The following is a 21079-nucleotide window of genomic DNA, read 5'->3' on the forward strand; positions in this document are numbered from 1 at the left end:
GGAACACTCTTAGCGACCGATGAGGAGCATCTGGCCGACTTTGATGGAGCGGCCGGAGAGCTTGTTGCGCTCCTTCAATTTGTCTACCGTCAGATGAAACCGTTTGGCGATCGTGCTGAGACTGTCGCCCATCTGCACCCGATACCACCGCGGGGTCGTCTCCGCAGCTTTCGGGGGGCGGGTTACAACGACCGGCCCCGTCCAGGTTTTGATGGCGGCCACGGCCTGCTCGGTCGTTCCGTGGCTGCCCACGGGCACTTTTAAATGGTAGGCACGGTCGTCGGGCGGCGTCACGTCGCGGCGCAGCTCCGGATTCAACCGGCGCAGTTCGTCATAGGAGAGATCCGCGGCCGCGGCGATGGCCTTGAGGTGCAGCGGCCGTGAGATGATGATTTCCTCGAACTGGTGCATCTCCGTCGCAGCGGTCTCGAATCCGTACTGATCCGGATTTTTGGCAATGATCGCCGCTGCCATGAAACGGGGAACATATTCCCGAGTTTCCGGCTTGATGAATTTCGTCTGCGCGATCTCCCAGAAACTTTCCGCGCGCGCTTGCTTGAGCGCGCGCTGAATCTTTCGCTCGCCAGCGTTGTAGGCGGCCATGGCCAGCGGCCAGGTACCAAAGAGATCGTAGAGGTCGCGCAGGTAGCGCGCGGCAGCGACCGTAGATTTGATCGGATCGCGGCGCTCGTCGACGTAATCGTCCACGCGCAGGCCGTAGCTCTTGCCGGTCGCCTGCATGAACTGCCAGGGGCCTGCCGCCCGGGCCCGTGAATAGGCTTTCGGGTTGAACCCGCTTTCGACCAGCGACAAAAACACCAGATCAGCCGGCAATTGGAACTGCGCGAAGATTTTTTCGACGAGCGGCTTGTAATGGTTCAGCCGGGTGAGCCACTGGTCGAAGTGATCGTGCTTGGACGTTTGGAAATAGCGAATGTGGCGCTCCACGCGGGCGGTCCGGACCAACGGAATGTGCGAGAGATGTTCTGCAAGCTCTTGGATCGAATCCGGCATGTCACCCATGCCGCCGAAGAGCGTTTTGAACCGCCAGAGCAGTTGCGGCGGTTGCGGTTCGGGCAGTTCGCCGTAGGCGACGGTCTCGCCGTGGTCAGGCAGATCCGTCGCGATTAATGTATCGCCCTCCTGCGCGTCGGTTTCAGCCACCAGGTCTGTGTCCGGCTCGTCCGCAGCATTGCTGTCGTTGGCATCGGGCGGCTCCGTCGGCAGTTCCTCAGCGACAACGGGTGGCAGCTTCAGAGTTACAGCCGCGGCGTCGCTGTCGGGCGAAGCGGGCGCTACGGCGTTTTCGGATTCGGCGACTGCGAAATCGTCGAGCGTGTTGTCAAAAACGGAGGCTTGAAAGGATGGCACGCCTGTGTCGAGCCGATCCGCAAGAGCGGGCGTACCACCGTACAGCAGCAGGCCTGCGCACAGGAGACCCGCAGCGATGAAAGTCAGAATAATCCGGTGTCGGGGGAGGTGTGATTTGATGTTTAAACGCATGCAGTTTGAGAATAAATTCAGCGGGAAAACTTGTCAAGACAATCTGGGAGTCCAAACCGCGCGGTACCGGTGATTGCACGCGAAAATCGGCCTCCGGTTGCCTTGACCCTTCCCGGACGCCTGTGGTAGCGTGACCTTCTTCCTGCCGGTCGAACACGATCTGGAATTTACTGAGGGGACCATTCATGCTGAAACGGTATTTGCTGGCTCCAGGGCCAACACCCGTGCCTCCAGAGGTACTGCTGGCCATGGCGCGGCCCATCATTCACCACCGCGCTCCCGAGTTCGACCCGATTTTCGCCGAGGTGCGGGAGGGGCTCAAGTGGCTCTTCCAGACCCGGAACGACGTGCTGATGCTGGCCTCCTCCGGCACCGGCGGGATGGAAGGCTCAGTGTCCAACTTTTTGTCGTGCGGCGACAAGGCGCTGTGTGTCAACGGCGGCAAGTTCGGCGAGCGCTGGGGCAAGCTGTGCAAGACGTTTGGCGTACAGGCTACGGAGATCAAAGTCGAGTGGGGCCACGCGGTCGATCCGCAACAGGTCGCTGACGCGCTCAAGAAGGATCCGTCCATTAAAGCGGTCTACGTGCAGGCGAGTGAAACGTCCACTGGCGTGTCGCACGATGTGAAGGCGCTGGGCGAGATCGTCAAGGGCTGCGCTGACACGATTCTGGTGGTGGACGCAATCACGGCGCTTGGCGTGTTCGACATTAAGACGGACGTTTGGGGGCTGGATGTGGTGATTACCGGTTCGCAGAAGGCGCTAATGCTGCCGCCCGGCATGGCCTTCGTGAGCGTGAGCGAGAAGGCGTGGCGGCTGGCCGAGAAGGCGAAGAACGCAGCGTTCTATTTTAATTTCAAGAAGGAACGTGAAAACCAGGCTAAGAACCAGACAGCCTTTACCCCCGCGGTGTCGCTGATCATCGGTCTGCAGGAAGTCTTCAGGATCATGAAGGCCGAAGGATTGGACAAGATGTTCGCGCGGCAAGGGACGCTGGCCCAGGCGACGCGCGAGGGCCTCCAGGCGGCCGGACTGAAGTTGTTTCCGAAGCAATCGCCGAGTGACGCGCTCACGGCAGTCTGTGCGCCGGAGGGCGTTGACGGGCAGGCGATCTACAAGAATCTGCGTGTGCAGTACGGGATGACGGCAGCCGGCGGACAGGATCATCTCAAGGGAAAGATCTTCCGCCTCTCTCATATGGGCTACGCGGACCGGTTCGATGTGATTGCGGCGCTGGCGGCAACCGAAATGGTGCTCAAGGGACTCGGCCATCCGGTCAAGCTGGGTAGCGGCGTCGGCCGGGCGCAGGAAATTTTGATGGCGCAGAAGTAACGGGGCAGGAAAGATGAACAGCGCTAAGAATATGAAGATTCTTGTCAGCGACAGTCTCTCCAAACAGGGCGTGGCTATTTTGGAGAAAGCCGGTTTCACGGTGGACGTGAAGACCAAGATGCCGAAGGAGGAACTGCTGAAGGAGATCAAGCAGTACGATGGGTTGATCGTGCGCTCGGGCACGAAGGTCACGGCAGAGGTGATCGCAGCGGCCGACAAGCTGAAAGTGGTCGGACGGGCCGGATCAGGTCTCGACAACGTGGACTCCCAGGCGGCAACCAAGCGCGGCATCGTCGTGATGAACACGCCGGGTGGCAACACGGTGACGACGGCCGAACACACGATGGCGATGATTTTCTCCGCCTGCCGGAAGATTCCGCAGGCGACGGCATCCGTGAAGCAGGCCAAGTGGGAGAAGGACAAGTTCATGGGCATCGAGCTCTACAACAAGACGCTCGGCATCGTAGGAATCGGCCAGATCGGCGGGTATCTCTCAAAGCTCGCGCAGGGGGCCTCGATGAACGTGATCGCCTACGATCCCTATCTGGCGCCGGAGCGGGCCGAGAAGATGGGCGTCTCATTGGTGGATCTGCCAGAACTGTTCCGGAGGGCCGACATCGTCTCCGTGCACACGCCGCTGACGGCCGAGACAAAATCATTGATCAATGCCAAGGTCATCGAGACGATGAAACAGGGCGTGGTGATCGTCAACTGCGCGCGCGGTGGCATCGTCAACGAAGCGGATCTTGCTGAGGGGCTGAAGTCGAAAAAAGTCGCGGCCGCGGCCTTCGACGTCTTCGAGGAAGAGCCGGTTAAGGCGGACAATCCGTTGCTGGCGCTGGACAATTTTATTTGCACGCCACACATTGGCGCCCAGACGAGCGAGGCGCAGGAGAATGTGGCGGTCGGTATCGCTGAGCAGGTTGTGGACTATTTCACGCGCGGTATCGCGCGCGGTGCGGTGAATATCCCCTCTGTGCCGCCGGACCTGCTGCCGAAGCTGCAGCCGTACCTGACGCTGGCCGAAAAGATCGGCATGCTCCAGTCGCAGCTCTACGAGGGCGGGCTCGAACGGGTGACGATCGAATATTGCGGCGAGGTGGCGAGTCTCTCATCCGCTCCGCTGACCATCGCCGTGCTGAAGGGACTGCTGACGCCAATTCTGGAGGACGCGGTCAATTTCGTGAACGCACCCGTGATCGCAAAGGAGCGCGGCATCGAAGTCAAGGAAGTCAAAAGCGGCGATGCGGGGGATTTCACTAGCGTCATTCGCGTGCGCGTCGAGGCCGGGAAGAAGATCCACCGGCTGGCCGGTACGCTGCATAACCGGAAGGAGTCCCGGATCATCGAACTCGACGATTTCCAGGTCGAGGTGGTGCCGGAAGGGCACATGATGCTGATCCTCAACGAGGACAAGCCCGGCGTGATCGGTGCGGTGGGTCAGGCGCTCGGTGACCATAACGTCAACATCGCCCGGATGCAGTGCGCCCGCGCGGAGCGTGGCGGCAACGCGCTGTTGATTCTTGGATTGGACGCGCCGCTGCCGCTCAAGGTGCTGGAAGAGATCAAGCGGGCGAAGCACATTCTCTCCGTCACACTGGTGAGTCTGTCGCGCTGACGCGCATCCACGCCGTCCGGCATCCCGGGCGTTCCAGAGATTAACGGGGACTCCATGAAGAAACACGAGCGGTCGCTTGTACCGTCGGGCATGGCGACCATTTTGCCTCATGCCGCGCAGCGCGTCCGTCAACTCGAGACCGCGCTGCTGGGGACGCTGACGCGGTGGGGCTATCAGGAAATCATTCCGCCCACGTTCGAGTACCTCGACGTGCTGTCGCCAGGGCTCGAGCCAGATGTTATCGAACAATGCTACAAGTTTGCGGATCGTGCGACGGGCCGGATGCTCTTGCTGCGCCCAGATGTCACCGCGCAGATTGCCCGTATGGTCGCGATGGGTATGGCCGGATCCGCCGCGCGGCACCGGCTCTGCTACCGGACGACCGTCTTCCGCCACGCGCCGGAACATGCCGGCCGCGAGCGCGAGATTTTTCAGGTCGGCGCTGAATTGATCGGTGTGGACGGTGTCAGCGCGGATGCTGAGATCATTGCGTTGATGGGTAGCTGCCTGGCGCAGATCGGACTGACCTCGTTCACCGTCTCGCTGGGCCACGTCGGCTTTTTCAAAACCCTGCTGGCCAAGTCCGGCCTGTCTGCTGAGGGGCAAAAGCGCGCGGAGCAGGCGGCCGCGCGCAAGGACCTGCCCCGTCTTGAGGAGATTTGTGCGGAGGAGGCCGTCTCGCGCACGCTGATGCGCGCGATTCTCGAGACGCCGGGGCTCTACGGTGGGATTGATGTGCTGGAACGGGGCCGCAAACTGGCCGGACGTGACCGCGCGCTCCGTGCGCCGCTCGACCGACTGGCCGAGGTCTATCGGTTATTCACGGCTTCCGGACTAAAGGACCAATTGCTGATCGACCTCGGCGAGTTCCGCGGGTTTGACTATTACGACGGCGTGGTATTCGAGGTTTTTGCCAAGGGGCTCGGCTGCGAGCTGGGCGGGGGTGGGCGGTATAACCATCTCGTCGGCCGTTTCGGCCGCGATCTGCCGTCCACCGGGTTCGCATTCGATATGGACCGGCTGTTCCAGGCTATGGAGGCGGGCGGCAACAGTTTCACAAAACCGGCAACAGATTTTTTCCTGTCCGCCCCCGAGCAGGCCGGCAACCGGCTCTTCCGCGCCGCGCAGACGCTGCGCGGCGCTGGCTACGGCGTCGTCCAGGGCACGCTGGAGAAGGCCGGCGAAGAAGGGCTTCGCCGCGCCGCGCAGGAGGGCTGCACGCTCCGCGCGTCGGTCACGGCAGTGGTCGGGCTCTCCTCGCTCGGTGCCGACCAGGCGCTGGTGCTCACTGCACCGTCCAGCACAGGCCGCAAGAAGATATTGATCAAGGACCTGTCTGCTCTGTTGTGATGCGTTGACAAGGACCGTGCATTCATGACGCCTCCGCCCGATCTCTCCGATCCACGCCTGCCGCCGCAGAGCCTCGAGGCCGAGCAATCGGTCCTCGGCGCCATTTTGCTCGAAAACGGCGCGATGAGCAAGGCGATGGAACTCCTCACCGAGGAGGATTTCTACAAGACCGCTCATCGAAAGATTTACCTGGCCATGCTCGATCTCTCCGAGCACGGCGAGGCGATCGATCAGATCACGATGACCGAGCATCTCAAGCGGAAGGGCGCGCTGGAATCGGTCGGCGGGTCGGCCTATCTCGCTGAATTGGTGCAGGTCGTGCCGACGGCGGCCAACGTCAAATACCATTGCAAGATCGTCCGGGACAAGGCGCTGTTGCGCGGTCTGATCGGCACGGCGACGGAGGTGATCACGCGAGGCTACGATAACGCAGGCTCGGTGGACGAGCTGGTGGACTACGCCGAGCGTTCCGTCTTCAGCCTGGCGCAGGGCAAGCTGGGTCGATCGTTCACGGAACTCAAGCATGCGATCATGGAGAGCCTCGAGTTCGTCAACACGCTCTTCCAGCGCAGCGAGCGCATCACGGGCGTGCCTACCGGATTCGAGGAGTTGGACGACCTAACAGCTGGCCTGCAGCCCTCCGATCTAGTCGTGATTGCGGGCCGACCCAGCATGGGCAAGACGAGCCTTGCGTTGGGCATGGCGCAGTACGCGGCGTTGAAAAGCAGAAAAACCGTCGGCGTGTTCAGTCTCGAAATGTCTAAGGCGCAGCTTGTGCTGCGTATGCTGAGCTCGGAGGCGCACGTCGACTCGCACCTTCTGCGTATCGGCAAGCTCACCCAAAAAGACTGGGGGGATCTTTCGGAGGCTGCGAGCCGGCTCGAAAGCGCGAAGATTTTTATCGATGACACGGGCGCCATGACGGTCCAGCAGATGCGGGGGAAGGCGCGCCGGCTGAAGGCCGAGCACGGGCTGGATTTATTGATCGTGGACTATCTGCAGCTGGTGCAGGGGAAAAGCGATGCCGAGTCCCGGCAGCAGGAAATCTCAGACATCTCGCGCTCGCTCAAGGCTCTGGCTAAGGAGCTCAACGTGCCGGTGCTGGCGCTCTCGCAGTTGAGCCGGGCGGTCGAAGCGCGGACGGACAAGCGCCCCATGTTGGCCGATCTGCGCGAGTCGGGTGCCATCGAGCAGGACGCCGACGTGGTCATGTTCATTTACCGGGACGAGGTCTACCATCCTGACACCGAGGATAAGGGCATTGCCGAAATTCTCGTCAGCAAGCACCGCAACGGGCCAACGGGTATCCGTAAACTGGTCTTCCTAGAAAAATTCGCCTGTTTTGGCGACCTCTCCAAGCACGAATCGGTGTGAGCGAGCCCCCGCCGCAGCTTGCGGGCCTTGTGGCGGTCCTGCTTATCCCTAAAGACCAGAGCAGCATCGCCGCCGCGTACCACGGGGGCAATTCATGTATCGCCCACCAGGGCGTGCACTCAGTGCCCCGGGTTCCCTCACCGGACCGTTGGTCTGCGCAGGTCTCTGGGGGGCACGCTGCGCGGGGCGATCGTGCGGAGCGGTCGTATGCCACTACCCGTCTCACACGTACGCACGAGCCCTTCGTGCGGTTTGACACCTTTTCAGCGTCCTCCGTATAATGTTGTATCTACACAACCTCCTTCGACGTCACCACCAATTACCAGTAGTCAAGGGAGTTCCGATCGTGAGCCGGCCATGCGACGTCAGTGGTGTCATGTCCCCGGTGCCCCGATCACTCCGGACCGGATGGCCGAGATTCGCTGCGGCGATGCTGGCGCTGGGAGCCCTGCCAATCGGGTGTACCGGGCTGCTGCCGTCTAGATCGGCCGAGGTTTCCGCGCCGGTCATTTCCACACACGCTGCGGCGCAGCCAGTGGTCGAGGCCCGTGCCGCAGACCCCCGTGCCTATTACCATTTTATCCTGGGCTATCAGGCCGAACTCACACAGGATACGGAACGGGCGATCCGGGAATATCTGCTGGCTTTGCGGGCCGACTCGTCGTCGATCCAGCTCAAGACTCGGCTGGCACTCCTGTATTTTTCAGCCGGCGAGCCGGCCAGCGCGGTCCGTTTCGCCGACCGCGTGGTCGAGGCCGACCCCCCGGAGGCCGCCGTCCTGTCGCAGATGGCGGGCATCTATGCCTCGGCCGGGCAGACGGACAAGGCGCTGGCCCTCTACGGACAGGTGATCGAGCGCACTCCGGCCGACAGCGAACCCTATTTTTTGAAGGGGCTTCTGCTCGTCAACGCGCAGCGCCTCGACGAGGCCGAGCAGGTTCTGCAGCAGGGCGTCGAGCGGAACAAGCAGTCGCCGGTCGGCCATTACTCTCTGGGTCGGGTCTACGCTGAGTCGAAGCGATGGGAGCAGGCAGTTGCCAGTTACGAGCGAGCGATCGAAATCAATCCGTCGTTCGAGCCCGCCTATCTAGCGCTGGCGTCCGTTCACGAAACGCAGCAGATGCAGGGCAAGGCCATCGAGGTGTACCAGCGCTATCTGCAAAAGATCAATCCGCACAGCCGGGACATGCGCCGCAATCTGATTCGGGTGTATATCACCGGCAAGGCCTACCAGGAGGCGCTGAGCGAACTGAACCGCATGTTGCAGGACGATCCGGAGGATTTGGAAGCGCAACTGCGCATCGGTCTGGTCTACCGCGAGATGCAGGAGTACCCGAAAGCCGTTCAGCAGTTGACGGCGCTGTTGGCAGCGCGGCCGGCCGAGCTCAAAATCCGTGATTACCTCGGCCTGATGTACGAGGAGATGAAGGAATATGATAAGGCGCTGCAGGCCTATCAACAAAATCTTACGCTCCAGCCCAATTACACGGACGGGCACATGCATATGGGGTATCTGTTCTACCGACAGAAACGGTATGCCGAAGCAGTCCCGCATTTCGTCTCGGTGACGGGGCTCAATCCACAGGGGGCCGACGGGCACATTCTCCTGGGGCTGACCCACTTGCAGATGGAGCAGCATGCCAGGGCGGTGGAGGTATTCGAGACGGGCATCCTGCACAATCCGGGTAGCGCCGATCTCTATTTCAATCTTGGAACGGCCTACGACAAGCTGAACCAGTTCGACGACGTCGTGCGGGCCATGGAACGGGCTCTGCAATTGGACGCTGCGCATGCAGACGCGTTGAACTATCTTGGGTACAGCTATGCTGAGCGGGACGTGAGGATTGAGGAGGCGCTCTCGCTGACCAAGCGCGCCGTAGCCTTGAAGCCCACCAACGGCTACTATGTCGACAGCCTCGGCTGGGCCTTGTTTAAGAACGGTCTGTTGAAAGAGGCCTTGGCTGAAATCCGCCGCGCGATCGAGCTGGTTGGAGATGACCCGGTACTCTTCGAGCATCTGGGCGAGATCTATCACCGGCAAAATCAGGTGAGTCAAGCGCGGGAAGCCTGGTTGCGCTCGCTGGAGCTGGACCCGTCCAATTCAAAACTGATCGAGCGCTTCCGTGAGCGGGGGCTGGGCGATCCGACGCAGGAAGATCGAGTGCGGCAGGCTAAGCAGCGAGTGCCTCAGAAACCGACTGCCCCCTCGCTTTCCCATTAGCGGCGATTCGTGGGATGCGATGATGCTCTGTCCAGTTTTCTAGCCACGAAGGCGGTCCAGGACACAACGAACCATGTGGTGGTGCTCTAGGGATTCCACGAAGATCCCGAGGCTTGTTTCCTCAAGACCGCAATGACCATGGGATCCGACGCGACACGTCCATAGGACGCGGTCCGCCAGCGGGGCAAACTGGCCGCGCTATTTGTGTTTGCGATGGGTGCTGCGGCGATGGCGTTGGCCGCGGGGATATCGGCACGCTCGTCGTCAAACTTAGGTTTCAGCATTGCGCAGTATGAGCGGATGCGCGCTGATGTCGGTGTCTGAACCCAGCTCATTCAGAAGCGGTGGGGCTTCTGGGTTCAGCGGTATCGAATGAAACCGCGTATTTCTTGAGCACGGCCCGAGGCTGTGATACATCAACCCAGCGGTTGTCGGAGCGCAGGCATGCACGTTCCCTTACTCGACCTCAAGGCGCAATATCGGACAACCAAGTCCGAGATCATGACGGCCATCGAGGCCGTCTGCGATGAGCAGGGGTTCATCCTCGGCCCGCGCGTCTTGGAGCTCGAGCGGGCCATCGCGCACTATGTCGGCAGCGCACACGCCGTCGGCTGCGCCTCCGGCACGGACGCGATTCTCCTGGCCCTGATGGCGGTCGGCGTCGGCCATGGCGACGAGGTCATTACAGTCCCGTTCACGTTTTTTGCCACCACCGGCTCGATCTCACGCCTGGGTGCAAAGCCCGTGCTGGTGGATATCAAGGCGGACTCTTTCAACATCGATCCCGCGCAGATCGAAAAAAAGATCACAGCCAAAACCAAGGCCATCATTCCGGTCCATTTGTTCGGCCAGTGTGCCGAGATGGAAGCGATCACTGCCATCGCCAGGAAGAAAACCATTCCGGTCATCGAGGATGCGGCCCAGGCCATCGGCGCCGCGCGGCATGGCACAAAGGCCGGCGTGCTGGGGGCGATGGGGTGCTTCAGTTTCTTTCCATCAAAAAACCTGGGCGGGTTCGGCGACGGCGGTATGGTCACGACCGACGATAAGGCGCTGGCCGACTCGCTGGCTAGCTTGCGCGTACACGGGAGCAAGGCGAAATATGTACACGACCAGATCGGCTTCAACAGCCGGCTGGATGCGCTCCAGGCGGCAATTTTGCTAGTCAAGCTCAACCATCTCGACGCGTGGGCGGAGGGTCGACGGGCCAACGCGGTGCGCTATGAGTGGTTATTCAAGGAGGCAAAGCTGGCCGACCATGTCACGCTACCGGCGACAACGCCGGGCAACCATCATGTCTTCAATCAGTTCACAATCCGTGCCCGGAAGCGAGACGCACTCAGAGATTATTTGAAGGAGCAGGGGATCGGCAGCGAGGTCTATTACCCCATCCCGATGCACCTCCAGAATTGCTACAAGAACCTCGGACACATGAAGGGCGATTTCCCCGTCTCCGAGCGCGCCTCCGAAGAGGTACTCTCGCTGCCTATCTACGCCGAGCTGACCGCCGAACAGCAGACCTACGTTGTCCAGACGATCGCGGCCTTTTACCGGCACCACTGAGGATCGGCCGGCCTCCGGCCGGACCGCCTGATGAACACGTCCGAGTACGACCGACGTCTGTAATCCCTGCCCCCGACTCTGCGCCTGCTCTATCAAGACAGCAGGAGCGATGTCTTTGCCGTGCCGAAGGGGATCGTATGATGGCGGTTGGTTGTCAAGGGAGACGATGAACGGGGCAGGCCTGTGCAGGCCAGCCCCGTTTCTCTTTAGCTAGTCACCGCGCCTTCGGAGGCGGAGGACACATGCCGGGCATACTTGGCCATCACGCCAGATTTATAACGCGCTACCGGCTGCTTGACCTTCTTGAGTCGTGCCTTGATCTCGGCCGTGGAGAGTTTCACGTCCAGCCGCCGCCTAGCGATGTCGAAGGTGATCGTGTCGCCGTTTTTCACGGCTGCGATGGGGCCGCCACGGACCGCTTCGGGCGTGACGTGGCCGGCCATCAGGCCGTGCGTGGCGCCCGAGAAACGCCCGTCCGTCAATAACGCCACCGAATCGCCAAGCCCCTCGCCCACGATTGCCGCCGTCACGCCAAGCATTTCGCGCATCCCCGGGCCGCCTGACGGGCCTTCGTAGCGGATCACGACCACGTCACCCGCCTTGATCTGCCGGGCCTTGACAGCCGCGAAGGCATCTTCCTCACGGTCGAAGACCTTCGCCGGTCCGGTGAACCTCATCATGGAGTGGCCTGCCACCTTCACGACGCAGCCCTCGGGAGCCAGATTGCCTTTCAGAATAACCAGGCCGCCGGTAGGCTTGATCGGATTGGACAGCAGCCGCAAGACCTGCTGGTCGGGTTTCTCAGCCGCCCGATCCGCTTCCTCACCGATTGTTCGTCCGGTCACGGTCGGCTGGCCGGCATGCAGAATCCCAGCGTCCTTCAGCCGCTTGGCTACAAGTGTCGTACCGCCGGCAGCGTAGAGATCCGCTGCCATGAAGCGGCCTCCTGGCTTGAGATCGGCCAGGAGCGGGACTTTCCGGTTGATCTTGTCGAAGTCGTCGATCGTCAGCCGTACGCCGGTTTCCTTGGCGATGGCTAGTAGATGGAGCACCGCGTTCGTAGAGCCACCTGTCGTGGCCACAGCGGCGATGGCATTTTCAAGCGCCTTGCGCGTGATGATCTGGCGCGGGCGGAGGTCTTTTTTCACAAGCTCCATCACCATTTGCCCACACCGGAACGCGACATCGTCCTTGTGCGAGTCCATGGCCGGGACGCCATTCATGCCCATCGGCGAGATGCCGAGGAATTCGAAGGCGATGGCCATTGTGTTGGCCGTGAACTGGCCGCCGCAGGCGCCGGGGCCTGGACAGGCATGGTCTTCTAGATCTTTCAATTCCACGTCGGTCATCTTTCCCGACGCGTGCTTGCCGACCGCTTCGAAGACGTCTTGGATCGTGACGTCATGGCCCTGAAATTTTCCAGGCATGATGGAGCCGCCGTAGAGCATGAGCGACGGCAGGTTGAGCCGTGCCAGGGCCATGACGGTGCCGGGGATTGTCTTGTCGCAGCCGGAGAGGGCTATGACGGCGTCGAACAAATGGCCACGTGCGACCAATTCGATCGAATCGGCGATCACCTCGCGGCTAATGAGCGACGCTTTCATGCCCTCCGTACCCATGGAGATACCGTCCGACACCGCGATCGTGTTGTATTCGATCGGCGTGCCGCCTGCCGCGCGGATGCCGGCCTTGACCCGTTCTGAGAGGCGGCGCAGGTGATAGTTGCAGGGCATGACCTCAATCCAGGTGTTGGCAACACCGACCAGCGGCTTGGAAAGGTCGGCGTCGGTAAATCCGACGGCTTTCAGCATAGCGCGGGCGGGAGCCCGACCGGGGCCGTCCAGCAACTCGTGACTCTTGCAGCGTGGATCGTTCGTCATGAGGGCTCCTTACTCCTGGAACTTTGAGGGGTGCACTTTCTCATAGACGGAGCAAAACGGTCAACGGGACTCGGCAGGCGGCACCAGCGCATCATCATAATACTTTTCTTGGTAGATCGGGCAGAGGCCCTTCGCATTGATCAGTGCTGCCACCTCAGTAATCATGCCGCTGTTCCCGCACAGGTACACGGCCAGAGTTGCAACGGTAGTCACCTTTTCCGCAACCAGCTTCGTTACGCGGCCGGTGGCTCCGGTCCAACCAGGCTCGGGCTGTGAGAGGGTGGTGACAAACGAAAAGTTCTGGTGCTGGGCAGCCAGACCGGCCAGCGCATCCTGATAATAGAGATCCCGCTGGCTTCGCAGGCCCCACAGCAGCGTGATCGTTCGCTCAAAACCCCGTTCGAGACAGTCGTGCAGCATGGACCAGACTGGCGCGATGCCGGTGCCGGTGGCGACGAATAGGAGATCCTTTGACGGATCATCCCGCAGATAGAAATTTCCAGCCGGGCCCTTAAACTGTGTCTCGTCGCCGTCCGTGAGGCTGAATAAATAGGTTGTGCCGGGTCCGCTCGTAACTTGATTGAGCACCAGGGTCATGGTGTCGCGTCTAGAAGGCGGGGAGGCAATGGAGTAGGGGCGCGTCACCGCCCGGCCGGTCACGGGATTCGGCACGTTGAAGGAGACGAACTGCCCCGCCTTGAACGGCATCTCCTTCGGCTCCAGGAGGCGCAGACTGATTTCGCGAACGTCGTGCGTCAGGTTCCTGATGGCGACGGTCCTGGCGGTGAATAGCTGGATGGCCATAGAAATAACGACGCTCTCCGACAGAACCGCCGGAGAGCGTCGTGGTGTCCTCGCGGCGTTACTTCTTGCCTTTGCTCTTCTTCTCGTCCTTCTTGGCTTCGACGTCGATTACGGCTCCGGTAGCGGCATCGATATGGACTTCCGAGATTTTGCCGTCCGCGCCGACAACCTCCACCTCCCAGATTGTCTTGTCGTGCTTCTTTTCCAATTCGACTTCGACGACCGTGCCCGGCACCTTTTCCGTCGCGGTTCTGATAGCCTGATCCGCCGTGACCGTGGCACCCTTGACCATGTCGGCGACGTTGCCTTCCTCTTCGCTCTTGCCCTTCTTGTCGCTCCAAGCCGGTCCGGCGAGGAGGAGACTGGAACCGATTAGCACGGTAAACATGGTCACGTACAGTCTGGATGTATGCATGGCGGTTTCCTTCCGTAATGAGGCGATCATTTAGTGCACGGGCATCTGTTCTTGGCCATGACCGGCTCCCCCCGGTATCATGCCCCCGCGGTGGCCCCCGTCCTTGCGACGCTCACTGCGCATCTTCATCATTTTTTCGTGCTCAGCTTTTTCCTTGTCCCGCTGCTCTGGCGTGAGCAGCGCCATGGCCTCCCGGCGCGCCTTGATGGCTGAGAGGTGGAGGCTGACTTCAAGATCGGCCCCCTTCCGGAGCTTCGCCTCGATCGCGGCCAGGTCTGCTTTCTCATCATGAGCCAGTTCGTGCATCTCGCGTTGCGCGATCTCCATTTCAGCCTCAGTGCGGATGCGCGTCTTGTCCATCTCGAGCTGGAGAGTCTTGATCTTGTTGACCTGGTCCTCCGACAGGCCGATCTCCTTTTGGTGCATCAGCAGATGGCGGAGAAAATGGCCCGGCCCTCCGTGCCGACCCGTCATTCCTTCGCCGTGCCCGCCGCCGTAGCCCTTGCCGTGCTCTTTCAGTCCCCCCGGCTCGTTCGCCCACGCCGGCGCGGCCGTCAGGGCCAGGGCCAGCATCGCACAACCGATCCATCGTGTCATAAGCCCGCTCCTTTCTCTTACCTCCCCAGTAATCCGCCTTCTGATTTCAGGGCATTAAAAATAAACTGAATTGCCAGCGCCGCCAGCAACAGTCCCATCAACCGCGTGACGATCCGCTCCGCGATCGGGTTCAGCCAGGAGGACGCGCCCTTCGCGGCAACAGCAAAGGTTGCGTAGCTGAGCAGCCCGACGGCGAACACGCAGGCCAGCAGCACGCCGCGATAGGTCCAGTCGGGTGCCTGCGATTCCAGCAGTATCACCGCTGAAATCGCGCCGGGGCCAGCCATCATGGGAATGGCTAGCGGCGTGATGGCGATGTCGTCCTTGCACGCGCCGGCCGCGGTCTCCTCCGCCGTTTCCTGCACGGCGGAGCGCTGCGCGCGCAGCATATCTAGCGCAACCAGGAGCAGGACCAATCCACCGGCTGCCTGAAGGGCGGGAAGCGAGACGCCCAGCGCGCGGAAGAGCCCCTGTCCGATCAAGGCGAACAGGGTGAGAATGCCGATGGTGGCCGCGCAAGCAACCTGCGCCATGCGCAGCCGCTGGGTTACGGTGTCCTGCGCCGTCATGGAGAGAAATGCCGGCACGGCAGCGATCGAGTCGACAATCAAAAACAGCGATCCGAACGAGAACAGGGCATATTCCGTGTGCGACATCGTCATGATTGCACCTGTCCGGCGGTGCGCAGCAGGGCGTGGCGCGGATCGGGACGCGCCACCTTCCTCAACCGCTCGTAGAGTCCGCGTTCCTCATCGGAGAGATCAGCCGGCATCACGATCTGCACGGTGAAGAACAGATCGCCTTTGCCCCCGGAGGCCGTCGGCAGGCCCTTGCCCTTGAGCCGCAGCTTGCTGTCGGCGCGGCTGCCGGGTGGGACTTTCACGCGCACCGGATCGGCCAGCGTCGGCGCCAGCACTTCTGCGCCCAGCGCCGCTTCCCAGGGCCAGACGGGGAGGGTGACGTAGAGATCGGCGCCCTCGCGTTTGAACACCGGGTCCGGCACAATCTGCACGCGCAGGTAGAGATCGCCGTCCTTGCCGCCGCCGCGTCCGGCCGCGCCCTTGCCCGGTACGCGCACGCGCATGGCGTCCTGCACACCGGCCGGGATTTTGACATCGATAATCTTTGATTCCATGCGGCCGTTTGGGCCGCTGGGGTCCGTGACCTCCACGCGGTGGGTCACGCCCGTGAGCACCTCGCGCAGCGTCAGCTTTGCCTCGGTTTCCAGGTCCTGGCCCGCCGTGGCGGTCTGGCGGAATCCCGCGCCGCCACGCCCGCCGAATAGATTTGCAAAGACGTCGCCGAATTCAAAACCCTGGTCGGCCGTGAAGCCCCCCCGTTGCTGCCAGCCACCGCCATATCCCGCTCCGGCGCCGGTCTGCTGGTGGGCCTTTTCGTAGGCCCCGACGTCCTGCCAGCGATGTCCGTAGCGGTCGTACTTTTTCCTGGTTTTGGGATCGCCGATGACCTCGTGCGCCTCATTCAGTTCCTTAAACTTCTTTTCCATCTCGACCTTGCGGTTGCCGGTATGGAGGTCGGGATGGTACTGGCGGGCCAGCTTGCGATAGGCCTTTTTAATGTCGTCGGGCGTGGCAGTGCGCGGCACGCCTAGGATGTGGTAGTAGTCACGTTGCGTCGTTGGCATCGGTTCTCCACCTAATCGTACTTGAAGCTTACGGCGTCAGGAAGGGCTTTGCAAGAAGGGGCTAGCGGGCAGCTACAAGTAAGTCGTACATAGCCGGCCTAGGGTGGGCAGGCCTCGCCGGGCTATCAACTATTGACTCACTTTCGCGCGAACCATCATTTTGCAATAGGAGCAGATGAGACCGGTGGTCGGCTGGCCGCACGTGGTGCAGGGATGAAGCGACGCACGATCCTTGTCAGCTATGAAATCGGCGGAGGGCGCGGCCGTAGTCTGCCCTTCGACACGGCTTAGGGCAGATCGGTCGAGGAAACCGAGAAAGAACCGGTGTTTAGTGCCAGGGGATTCGGTTTCGAGGCGGTTGAGTGCCTCCTTATAAAGCAGCATCGAGGACCCTTTGGCCATGGGACATTCCTCGACGATGTAATCAATCCGGTTGAGTACGGCGTAGGCGGCCGCTTCACGTTCGGCGATCCGGTAGAGCGGCTTCACTTTTTTCGCGAAGCCTTCGAGCGAGGCCGGCAGGCTGGGCGACTGCTTGTCCAGATACTCCGCCTGCCAGTGCAGGACGTTGCCCAGCAGGCGGGCCGCCTCGTCGTCCAGATTGTGGCCGGTCGCCATGACATCGTAGTCCTGCTCCACTGCCGTCTTGTTGAAGTGGTAGCGCTTGATCGTTCCACACGTGGCGCAGGTCGGGCGGTGGACAAGTTGCGAGAGTTCCTTGATGCCTGCGCCCTCTGTTGCCTGCACCGTATGGACCAGCAGTTTCGATCCGTGTGGGGCGGCCACGGTCTCGGCAAAGCGCTCCACCTTTTGTTTTGATATCGTCGAATAGCCGGGAATGCCAAGGTCGACGTAGAGCGCGTCAGCCGTGTAGCCGAGTTTCAGCAAAATGTCCCAGAGGGCCAGGCTATCCTTGCCACCTGACACAGCGACGAGAATGCGGTCGCCCTTGCCGAACATGCGGTCATGCTTGATCGCGTAGCGTACTTGATCGTGGACGTAGGCGTTAAAACAGGGCGGGCAGAAGGCGGCATTGTGCCGGGGAAGATCGAGAACCGCCTTGGTTTTACATTTGGTGCAATTCATACTACTCAACGCAGAATGATGATGGCGGACCACTGAACGGCCGGTTCGGATGTTCGGTCAGCGTTCATGCGTCGTCGTTTCGCGGTGTCACCCGCCTGAGATCACCGGTCGAATCTCCACCCGGTCCTCATCAGCCAGGATATCATCTTCGGTCACCAAATCGTCGCCACGGATGACGAGATGGGCTTCCTGCACAAGGTTGAGCTCGTGCAGCATATCCTTGACCCGCTTGGGCCCCTTGATTGTCACCGATCGTTCGGGATGACTGAGCTTGACTTGCATGGGACGATGATACGCCCGCATGCGGAACGGGGCAAGGGGGCTAGAGGTCTATTTCACGCAGGAATTTTGCAGCTTCCTCCGGCGTGACCGGATTGATGTAGAAATCGGTGCCCGACTGGAAGCCGGCCACCGGTGTGAGTTTGGGAATGAGTTCGATGTGCCAGTGATAGTAGTCGCCAGTCTTTTCGTGCAGCGGGGAGGTGTGTAGGACGAAATTGTAGGCCGGCCGCCGGACTGCCCGGTCCATGCGTCGCAGCGTCTCGGAGAGGATCAGCGCCAGCATCTCAAGCTGGCTTTCCTGGCTTTCTTCGAAGTAGGCAGCGTGGCGTTTCGGGAGAATCCACATCTCGAAGGGATAGCGCGACGCAAAGGGCGTCACGCAGACAAACTCCGGATTCTCCGCCACGATGCGCTCGCGGTCGGACAGTTCCTGCCGAATGATGTCACAGTAAATGCAGCGCTCCTTGTGCTGGTAGTGCGCTCGACAGCTGTCGAGTTCCGTCAGCACGCTGGTCGGGATGACGGGAAGTGCGATCAGCTGAGAGTGCGTGTGTTCCAGCGTCGCACCCGCGGCGGCCCCGTGATTTTTAAAGACGAGGATGTAGCGGAAGCGCAGGTCGCGCTTGAGATCCGCCATCCGGTCGCGGTAGGCCCGGAGCACGCCTGTGATGTGCTTGGCCGGTAGGTCAGCCAGCATGTCCTTGTGATCCGGTGTTTCAATGATGACTTCGTGCGCACCGACGCCGTTCATTCGGTCGTACAGCCCGATCCCCTCGCGGCCCATTTCGCCCTCCACTTGCAGCGCCGGATATTTGTTCGGGACAACGCGGACCGTCCAGCCGGGCGAGTTCGCCGTGCCGCCCTGCGGCCGGTAGGCCAGTACTTCGTTGGGCGTCAGCGATTCCTGCCCAGGGCAAAAGGGGCAGCGCGCCGTGGACGGCTGGCGCGCCGGCTCGGCCGGATAAAAGTCGCGCGGACGTCCGGCCCGCTCGGTCGAGATGATGACCCACCGCCCGACGATGGGGTCCCGGCGCAGGTCAGGCATGGCCTTCCGAAAATGTTGAAGGATAAATTTTCAATGTTGAATTAAACGGGGACTGTTTCAATGCACAACTCAACTTTGCGCGTTACACGCGCCAAACCGTCGCCTCGAAATCGGCGTCTGGCACGGTCAGCGGTACCGATTGCTGATGCGGGTAGCGCTCCACCTCGATGCCGTCTTGTAAGACGGCCACACTCAATTTGAAGGCCTGGCCCGACGAAAGGCGCAGGTCCTTGAACGCCACGGCCAGCTCCAGAATCGCGCGCAGGCAGATCGTGCCATAACAACCGACGTCGGTCCAGGCCTGCCCATTGGCTGCACTAGAGAGCGTGAAGGTGTCTGGCGCGGACGTACAGGGAAACGAGAGTTTGTACTGGCCCGAGTCAGAGACGACATGCAGTTCCACGGCGACTCGCGTGGCTGCATTGGCACAGGCGGCGCCAGGGTCCAGGCGCAGGAACAGCGCGTCCACACTGAAGCCGAACATAATGGTTGAGAAAAATTGTTGCGGCTTCCACATGGCGTCGAGTGGGGGCGCCGGATCGATCGTCCCCGCGCCGTGCCACTCGAAAAAGTCCGACACACGGCCGTCCAGCGACGGGGTCAGCAGCGTGACTGGCAGTTGGAACGGACGAACCTCGTGGACGCCGATCAGCGGATCGTTGAGGAGCGTGGGCGCGGGCAGGCCGGCGCGCGTATAGACGTTGCGCAGGTGCATGCGGAAGAGGCGGTCAAACTCGGGCTTGTAGTCCGTGTCGAAATCGTCACCGTACCACCAGCACCAGTCGCTGCCTTCAGCCGCGTAGAGCTCCTCCCAAGCGCCGCGGGCCTGTTCCGGGGATAGCGCGCCGGAGACCTCCTCTAGGCGCGTGCGTGTGAGCTTCACCAAATCCCAGGCCCGGTTGTCCTCTGCGTGGCCGATCCAGACTTTGAAGTCTTGATTGATCCAGGAGCCGCTGTGGAGATGTTCGAGGCGTGTCCGGTGGGGATGCGCAGCAATCGCTTCGCTCATCGTAGCGGTGACTGGTGTCATGGTGTCGGCTGGTGAGGAGAGCGCGGCGTAGAGGCCGGAGAGAAATTTCTCGCCGCCGTCGTGATAATGTTCCCAGGGATTTTCGCCGTCGAGAATGATGGGGATCAGCACCTGCTCCCCCGGCGCATGCACGACGATGTCGCGTATGCGTCGGAGGACATCCTCTATCGCCGCCGCCGGGGCAAGTTTTGCGTACACGAACCCGAACGCGTCGGAAATCTCCCGGTCACGGAAGACGATCGTCGTTTCTGAACCCGGCTGTCCGGCATCGTAGGGCCGATAAAGCGAGGCCGTGCGGTCCCAGTGGCCGAGCGAGCGGGCCAGTACGCCCTCGTCGGTCGCGGCCCAGTGAATGCCGGCTTGATGCAGGAGCGGCAGCAGTTCGGGACTGACGGAACCTTCCGACGGCCAGAGGCCCTTTGGTGCAGCGCCGAACAGGTCTCGATGTAATGCGACGGCCTTCCGGATCTGCGCCTCCGCATCGGCCGGCGCCTGAAACCGCGGTGGCAGGTGCGCCTCCGGGCGCGCGCGCCGCGCGATATCGGTATCGATGAGCAGGGGCAGAATGGGATGGTAGAAGGGGCTCGTCGTGAGTTCGATGCGGCCGGCTTTTGCAAGATGGCGGTAAGAGGGAATAATGGATGACACGACCTCACGCTGGATCGCCAGCATTTCCTGCTTCTCGTCTTCCGTGAAGCCGCGGTCCTTCGCGCACAGTTCGCTCAGGCGGGGGTGATGTGCCGCCGCGCCAAAGCCGAACCAGGCTAGGTTGTGCCACATTTGCAGATCGAGTAGTTCCTGCGTCGAAAATTGTGCGGCCATCTGGTCGAGCGGCTGATGCCGCACGTCCAATCCGCGTTTGACCAACAGTTCGTGGTAGCGGGGATACGGACGGACCATCGTGCTCCAGTTGGCAGAGAAAAAATGCCGGATGATGAAGGCGCGTTCAGCAGCCGTCAACTCGGCGGCCGTCTTGGCGGTATGCTCCAGAAACAGATCGCGAACGGATCCTGAGGACAGTTCCTGCAGCTGGATCAGCAGCGAGGGCGTGAAATTAAAAGTGGCCTTGATGGACGGGAACCGCTCTATCTGCCAGGCCATGTCGTAGTAGGCCTTGGTGGCGTGCAGCCGGACCCACGGCATGCTGGCAGTCCCACACACCGGATCGGTGTAATAGGGCTGGTGCATGTGCCACAGAAAACAAAGGTGCGCGGTTTTCATGGCATCCCCGTCAATCTGACGCAAGTATTGCACAGGGTTTTCAGGCGTGCAACTTGGCGCCCTGTCAGGCATCAACGCGCGCTTCGGCAACGCCGTGACAAGGTGGATAGCCCT

Annotated in this window: 17 protein-coding genes; 6 read left to right on the plus strand and 11 right to left on the minus strand. The window is 61.4% G+C overall.

Annotated elements, in window-relative coordinates; genetic code table 11:
* Positions 1 to 9: 9 nt before the first annotated feature.
* Positions 10 to 1503: a LysM peptidoglycan-binding domain-containing protein gene (locus FJ248_05740; GenBank protein ID MBM4120385.1), complete on the minus strand. Its 1494-nt coding sequence runs from the start codon at positions 1501 to 1503 to the stop codon at positions 10 to 12.
* Positions 1504 to 1688: 185 nt separating this feature from the next.
* Between FJ248_05740 and FJ248_05745 the strand changes: the two genes are divergently transcribed.
* From FJ248_05745 to FJ248_05770, 6 genes are all read left to right on the plus strand, one after another.
* The gene (locus FJ248_05745; GenBank protein ID MBM4120386.1) at positions 1689 to 2834 is read left to right on the plus strand and encodes an alanine--glyoxylate aminotransferase family protein; all 1146 of its coding nucleotides are present in this window, start codon (positions 1689 to 1691) and stop codon (positions 2832 to 2834) included.
* A gap of 31 nt (positions 2835 to 2865) precedes the next feature.
* Positions 2866 to 4452 (plus strand): phosphoglycerate dehydrogenase, encoded by a 1587-nt coding sequence (locus FJ248_05750; protein MBM4120387.1) that lies wholly within the window; start codon positions 2866 to 2868, stop codon positions 4450 to 4452.
* A 54-nt stretch (positions 4453 to 4506) separates the two neighbouring features.
* Positions 4507 to 5802, plus strand: coding sequence for an ATP phosphoribosyltransferase regulatory subunit (hisZ, locus tag FJ248_05755; protein MBM4120388.1), 1296 nt, complete (start codon positions 4507 to 4509; stop codon positions 5800 to 5802).
* A gap of 24 nt (positions 5803 to 5826) precedes the next feature.
* On the plus strand, positions 5827 to 7176 hold the full coding sequence (dnaB, locus tag FJ248_05760) for a replicative DNA helicase (GenBank protein ID MBM4120389.1): 1350 nt from the start codon (positions 5827 to 5829) through the stop codon (positions 7174 to 7176).
* A gap of 280 nt (positions 7177 to 7456) precedes the next feature.
* Positions 7457 to 9397 (plus strand): tetratricopeptide repeat protein, encoded by a 1941-nt coding sequence (locus FJ248_05765; protein MBM4120390.1) that lies wholly within the window; start codon positions 7457 to 7459, stop codon positions 9395 to 9397.
* Positions 9398 to 9841: 444 nt separating this feature from the next.
* Positions 9842 to 10960: a DegT/DnrJ/EryC1/StrS family aminotransferase gene (locus FJ248_05770; GenBank protein MBM4120391.1), complete on the plus strand. Its 1119-nt coding sequence runs from the start codon at positions 9842 to 9844 to the stop codon at positions 10958 to 10960.
* A 206-nt stretch (positions 10961 to 11166) separates the two neighbouring features.
* Here FJ248_05770 and ilvD read toward each other — a convergent pair whose 3' ends face one another.
* The 10 genes from ilvD to FJ248_05820 all read right to left on the minus strand — a co-directional run bounded on the left by ilvD (position 11167) and on the right by FJ248_05820 (position 21037).
* Complete coding sequence (ilvD, locus tag FJ248_05775; protein ID MBM4120392.1) at positions 11167 to 12840, minus strand: dihydroxy-acid dehydratase; 1674 nt, start codon at positions 12838 to 12840, stop codon at positions 11167 to 11169.
* Positions 12841 to 12900: 60 nt separating this feature from the next.
* The gene (locus tag FJ248_05780; GenBank protein MBM4120393.1) at positions 12901 to 13644 is read right to left on the minus strand and encodes a hypothetical protein; all 744 of its coding nucleotides are present in this window, start codon (positions 13642 to 13644) and stop codon (positions 12901 to 12903) included.
* A 58-nt stretch (positions 13645 to 13702) separates the two neighbouring features.
* Positions 13703 to 14089 (minus strand): PepSY domain-containing protein, encoded by a 387-nt coding sequence (locus FJ248_05785; protein MBM4120394.1) that lies wholly within the window; start codon positions 14087 to 14089, stop codon positions 13703 to 13705.
* A complete protein-coding gene (locus FJ248_05790) occupies positions 14090 to 14656 on the minus strand; it encodes a periplasmic heavy metal sensor (protein ID MBM4120395.1) in 567 nt (188 codons plus the stop codon). It lies immediately after the preceding gene.
* Between the two features lie 17 nt (positions 14657 to 14673).
* Entirely contained in the window at positions 14674 to 15312 is a 639-nt protein-coding gene (locus tag FJ248_05795) for a MarC family protein (protein ID MBM4120396.1), read from the minus strand.
* A 2-nt stretch (positions 15313 to 15314) separates the two neighbouring features.
* Entirely contained in the window at positions 15315 to 16301 is a 987-nt protein-coding gene (locus tag FJ248_05800; GenBank protein MBM4120397.1) for a J domain-containing protein, read from the minus strand.
* A gap of 129 nt (positions 16302 to 16430) precedes the next feature.
* The gene (locus FJ248_05805) at positions 16431 to 17387 is read right to left on the minus strand and encodes an adenine nucleotide alpha hydrolase family protein (GenBank protein ID MBM4120398.1); all 957 of its coding nucleotides are present in this window, start codon (positions 17385 to 17387) and stop codon (positions 16431 to 16433) included.
* An 87-nt stretch (positions 17388 to 17474) separates the two neighbouring features.
* A complete protein-coding gene (locus FJ248_05810) occupies positions 17475 to 17669 on the minus strand; it encodes a MoaD/ThiS family protein (GenBank protein ID MBM4120399.1) in 195 nt (64 codons plus the stop codon).
* A 40-nt stretch (positions 17670 to 17709) separates the two neighbouring features.
* A complete protein-coding gene (gene galT, locus FJ248_05815; protein MBM4120400.1) occupies positions 17710 to 18714 on the minus strand; it encodes a galactose-1-phosphate uridylyltransferase in 1005 nt (334 codons plus the stop codon).
* 82 nt (positions 18715 to 18796) lie between these two features.
* Positions 18797 to 21037 (minus strand): glycoside hydrolase, encoded by a 2241-nt coding sequence (locus FJ248_05820; GenBank protein ID MBM4120401.1) that lies wholly within the window; start codon positions 21035 to 21037, stop codon positions 18797 to 18799.
* Positions 21038 to 21079: the final 42 nt, after the last annotated feature.

Source organism: Nitrospira sp., assembly GCA_016873435.1.
In the GTDB taxonomy this organism is placed as follows: Bacteria; Nitrospirota; Nitrospiria; order Nitrospirales; family Nitrospiraceae; genus VGXF01.

Bases quoted from the DNA above. Each gene is read 5' to 3' on its own strand.
- FJ248_05790 (MBM4120395.1), bottom strand. From the start codon at position 14,656: ATGACACGATGGATCGGTTGTGCGATGCTGGCCCTGGCCCTGACGGCC.
- FJ248_05745 (MBM4120386.1), top strand. From the start codon at position 1,689: ATGCTGAAACGGTATTTGCTGGCTCCAGGGCCAACACCCGTGCCTCCA.
- FJ248_05800 (MBM4120397.1), bottom strand. From the start codon at position 16,301: ATGCCAACGACGCAACGTGACTACTACCACATCCTAGGCGTGCCGCGC.
- FJ248_05770 (MBM4120391.1), top strand. From the start codon at position 9,842: ATGCACGTTCCCTTACTCGACCTCAAGGCGCAATATCGGACAACCAAG.
- dnaB (MBM4120389.1), top strand. From the start codon at position 5,827: ATGACGCCTCCGCCCGATCTCTCCGATCCACGCCTGCCGCCGCAGAGC.
- FJ248_05750 (MBM4120387.1), top strand. From the start codon at position 2,866: ATGAAGATTCTTGTCAGCGACAGTCTCTCCAAACAGGGCGTGGCTATT.
- hisZ (MBM4120388.1), top strand. From the start codon at position 4,507: ATGAAGAAACACGAGCGGTCGCTTGTACCGTCGGGCATGGCGACCATT.
- FJ248_05820 (MBM4120401.1), bottom strand. From the start codon at position 21,037: ATGCCTGACAGGGCGCCAAGTTGCACGCCTGAAAACCCTGTGCAATAC.
- FJ248_05810 (MBM4120399.1), bottom strand. From the start codon at position 17,669: ATGCAAGTCAAGCTCAGTCATCCCGAACGATCGGTGACAATCAAGGGG.
- ilvD (MBM4120392.1), bottom strand. From the start codon at position 12,840: ATGACGAACGATCCACGCTGCAAGAGTCACGAGTTGCTGGACGGCCCC.
- galT (MBM4120400.1), bottom strand. From the start codon at position 18,714: ATGCCTGACCTGCGCCGGGACCCCATCGTCGGGCGGTGGGTCATCATC.
- FJ248_05740 (MBM4120385.1), bottom strand. From the start codon at position 1,503: ATGCGTTTAAACATCAAATCACACCTCCCCCGACACCGGATTATTCTG.
- FJ248_05805 (MBM4120398.1), bottom strand. From the start codon at position 17,387: ATGAATTGCACCAAATGTAAAACCAAGGCGGTTCTCGATCTTCCCCGG.
- FJ248_05780 (MBM4120393.1), bottom strand. From the start codon at position 13,644: ATGGCCATCCAGCTATTCACCGCCAGGACCGTCGCCATCAGGAACCTG.
- FJ248_05765 (MBM4120390.1), top strand. From the start codon at position 7,457: ATGTTGTATCTACACAACCTCCTTCGACGTCACCACCAATTACCAGTA.
- FJ248_05795 (MBM4120396.1), bottom strand. From the start codon at position 15,312: ATGTCGCACACGGAATATGCCCTGTTCTCGTTCGGATCGCTGTTTTTG.
- FJ248_05785 (MBM4120394.1), bottom strand. From the start codon at position 14,089: ATGATCGCCTCATTACGGAAGGAAACCGCCATGCATACATCCAGACTG.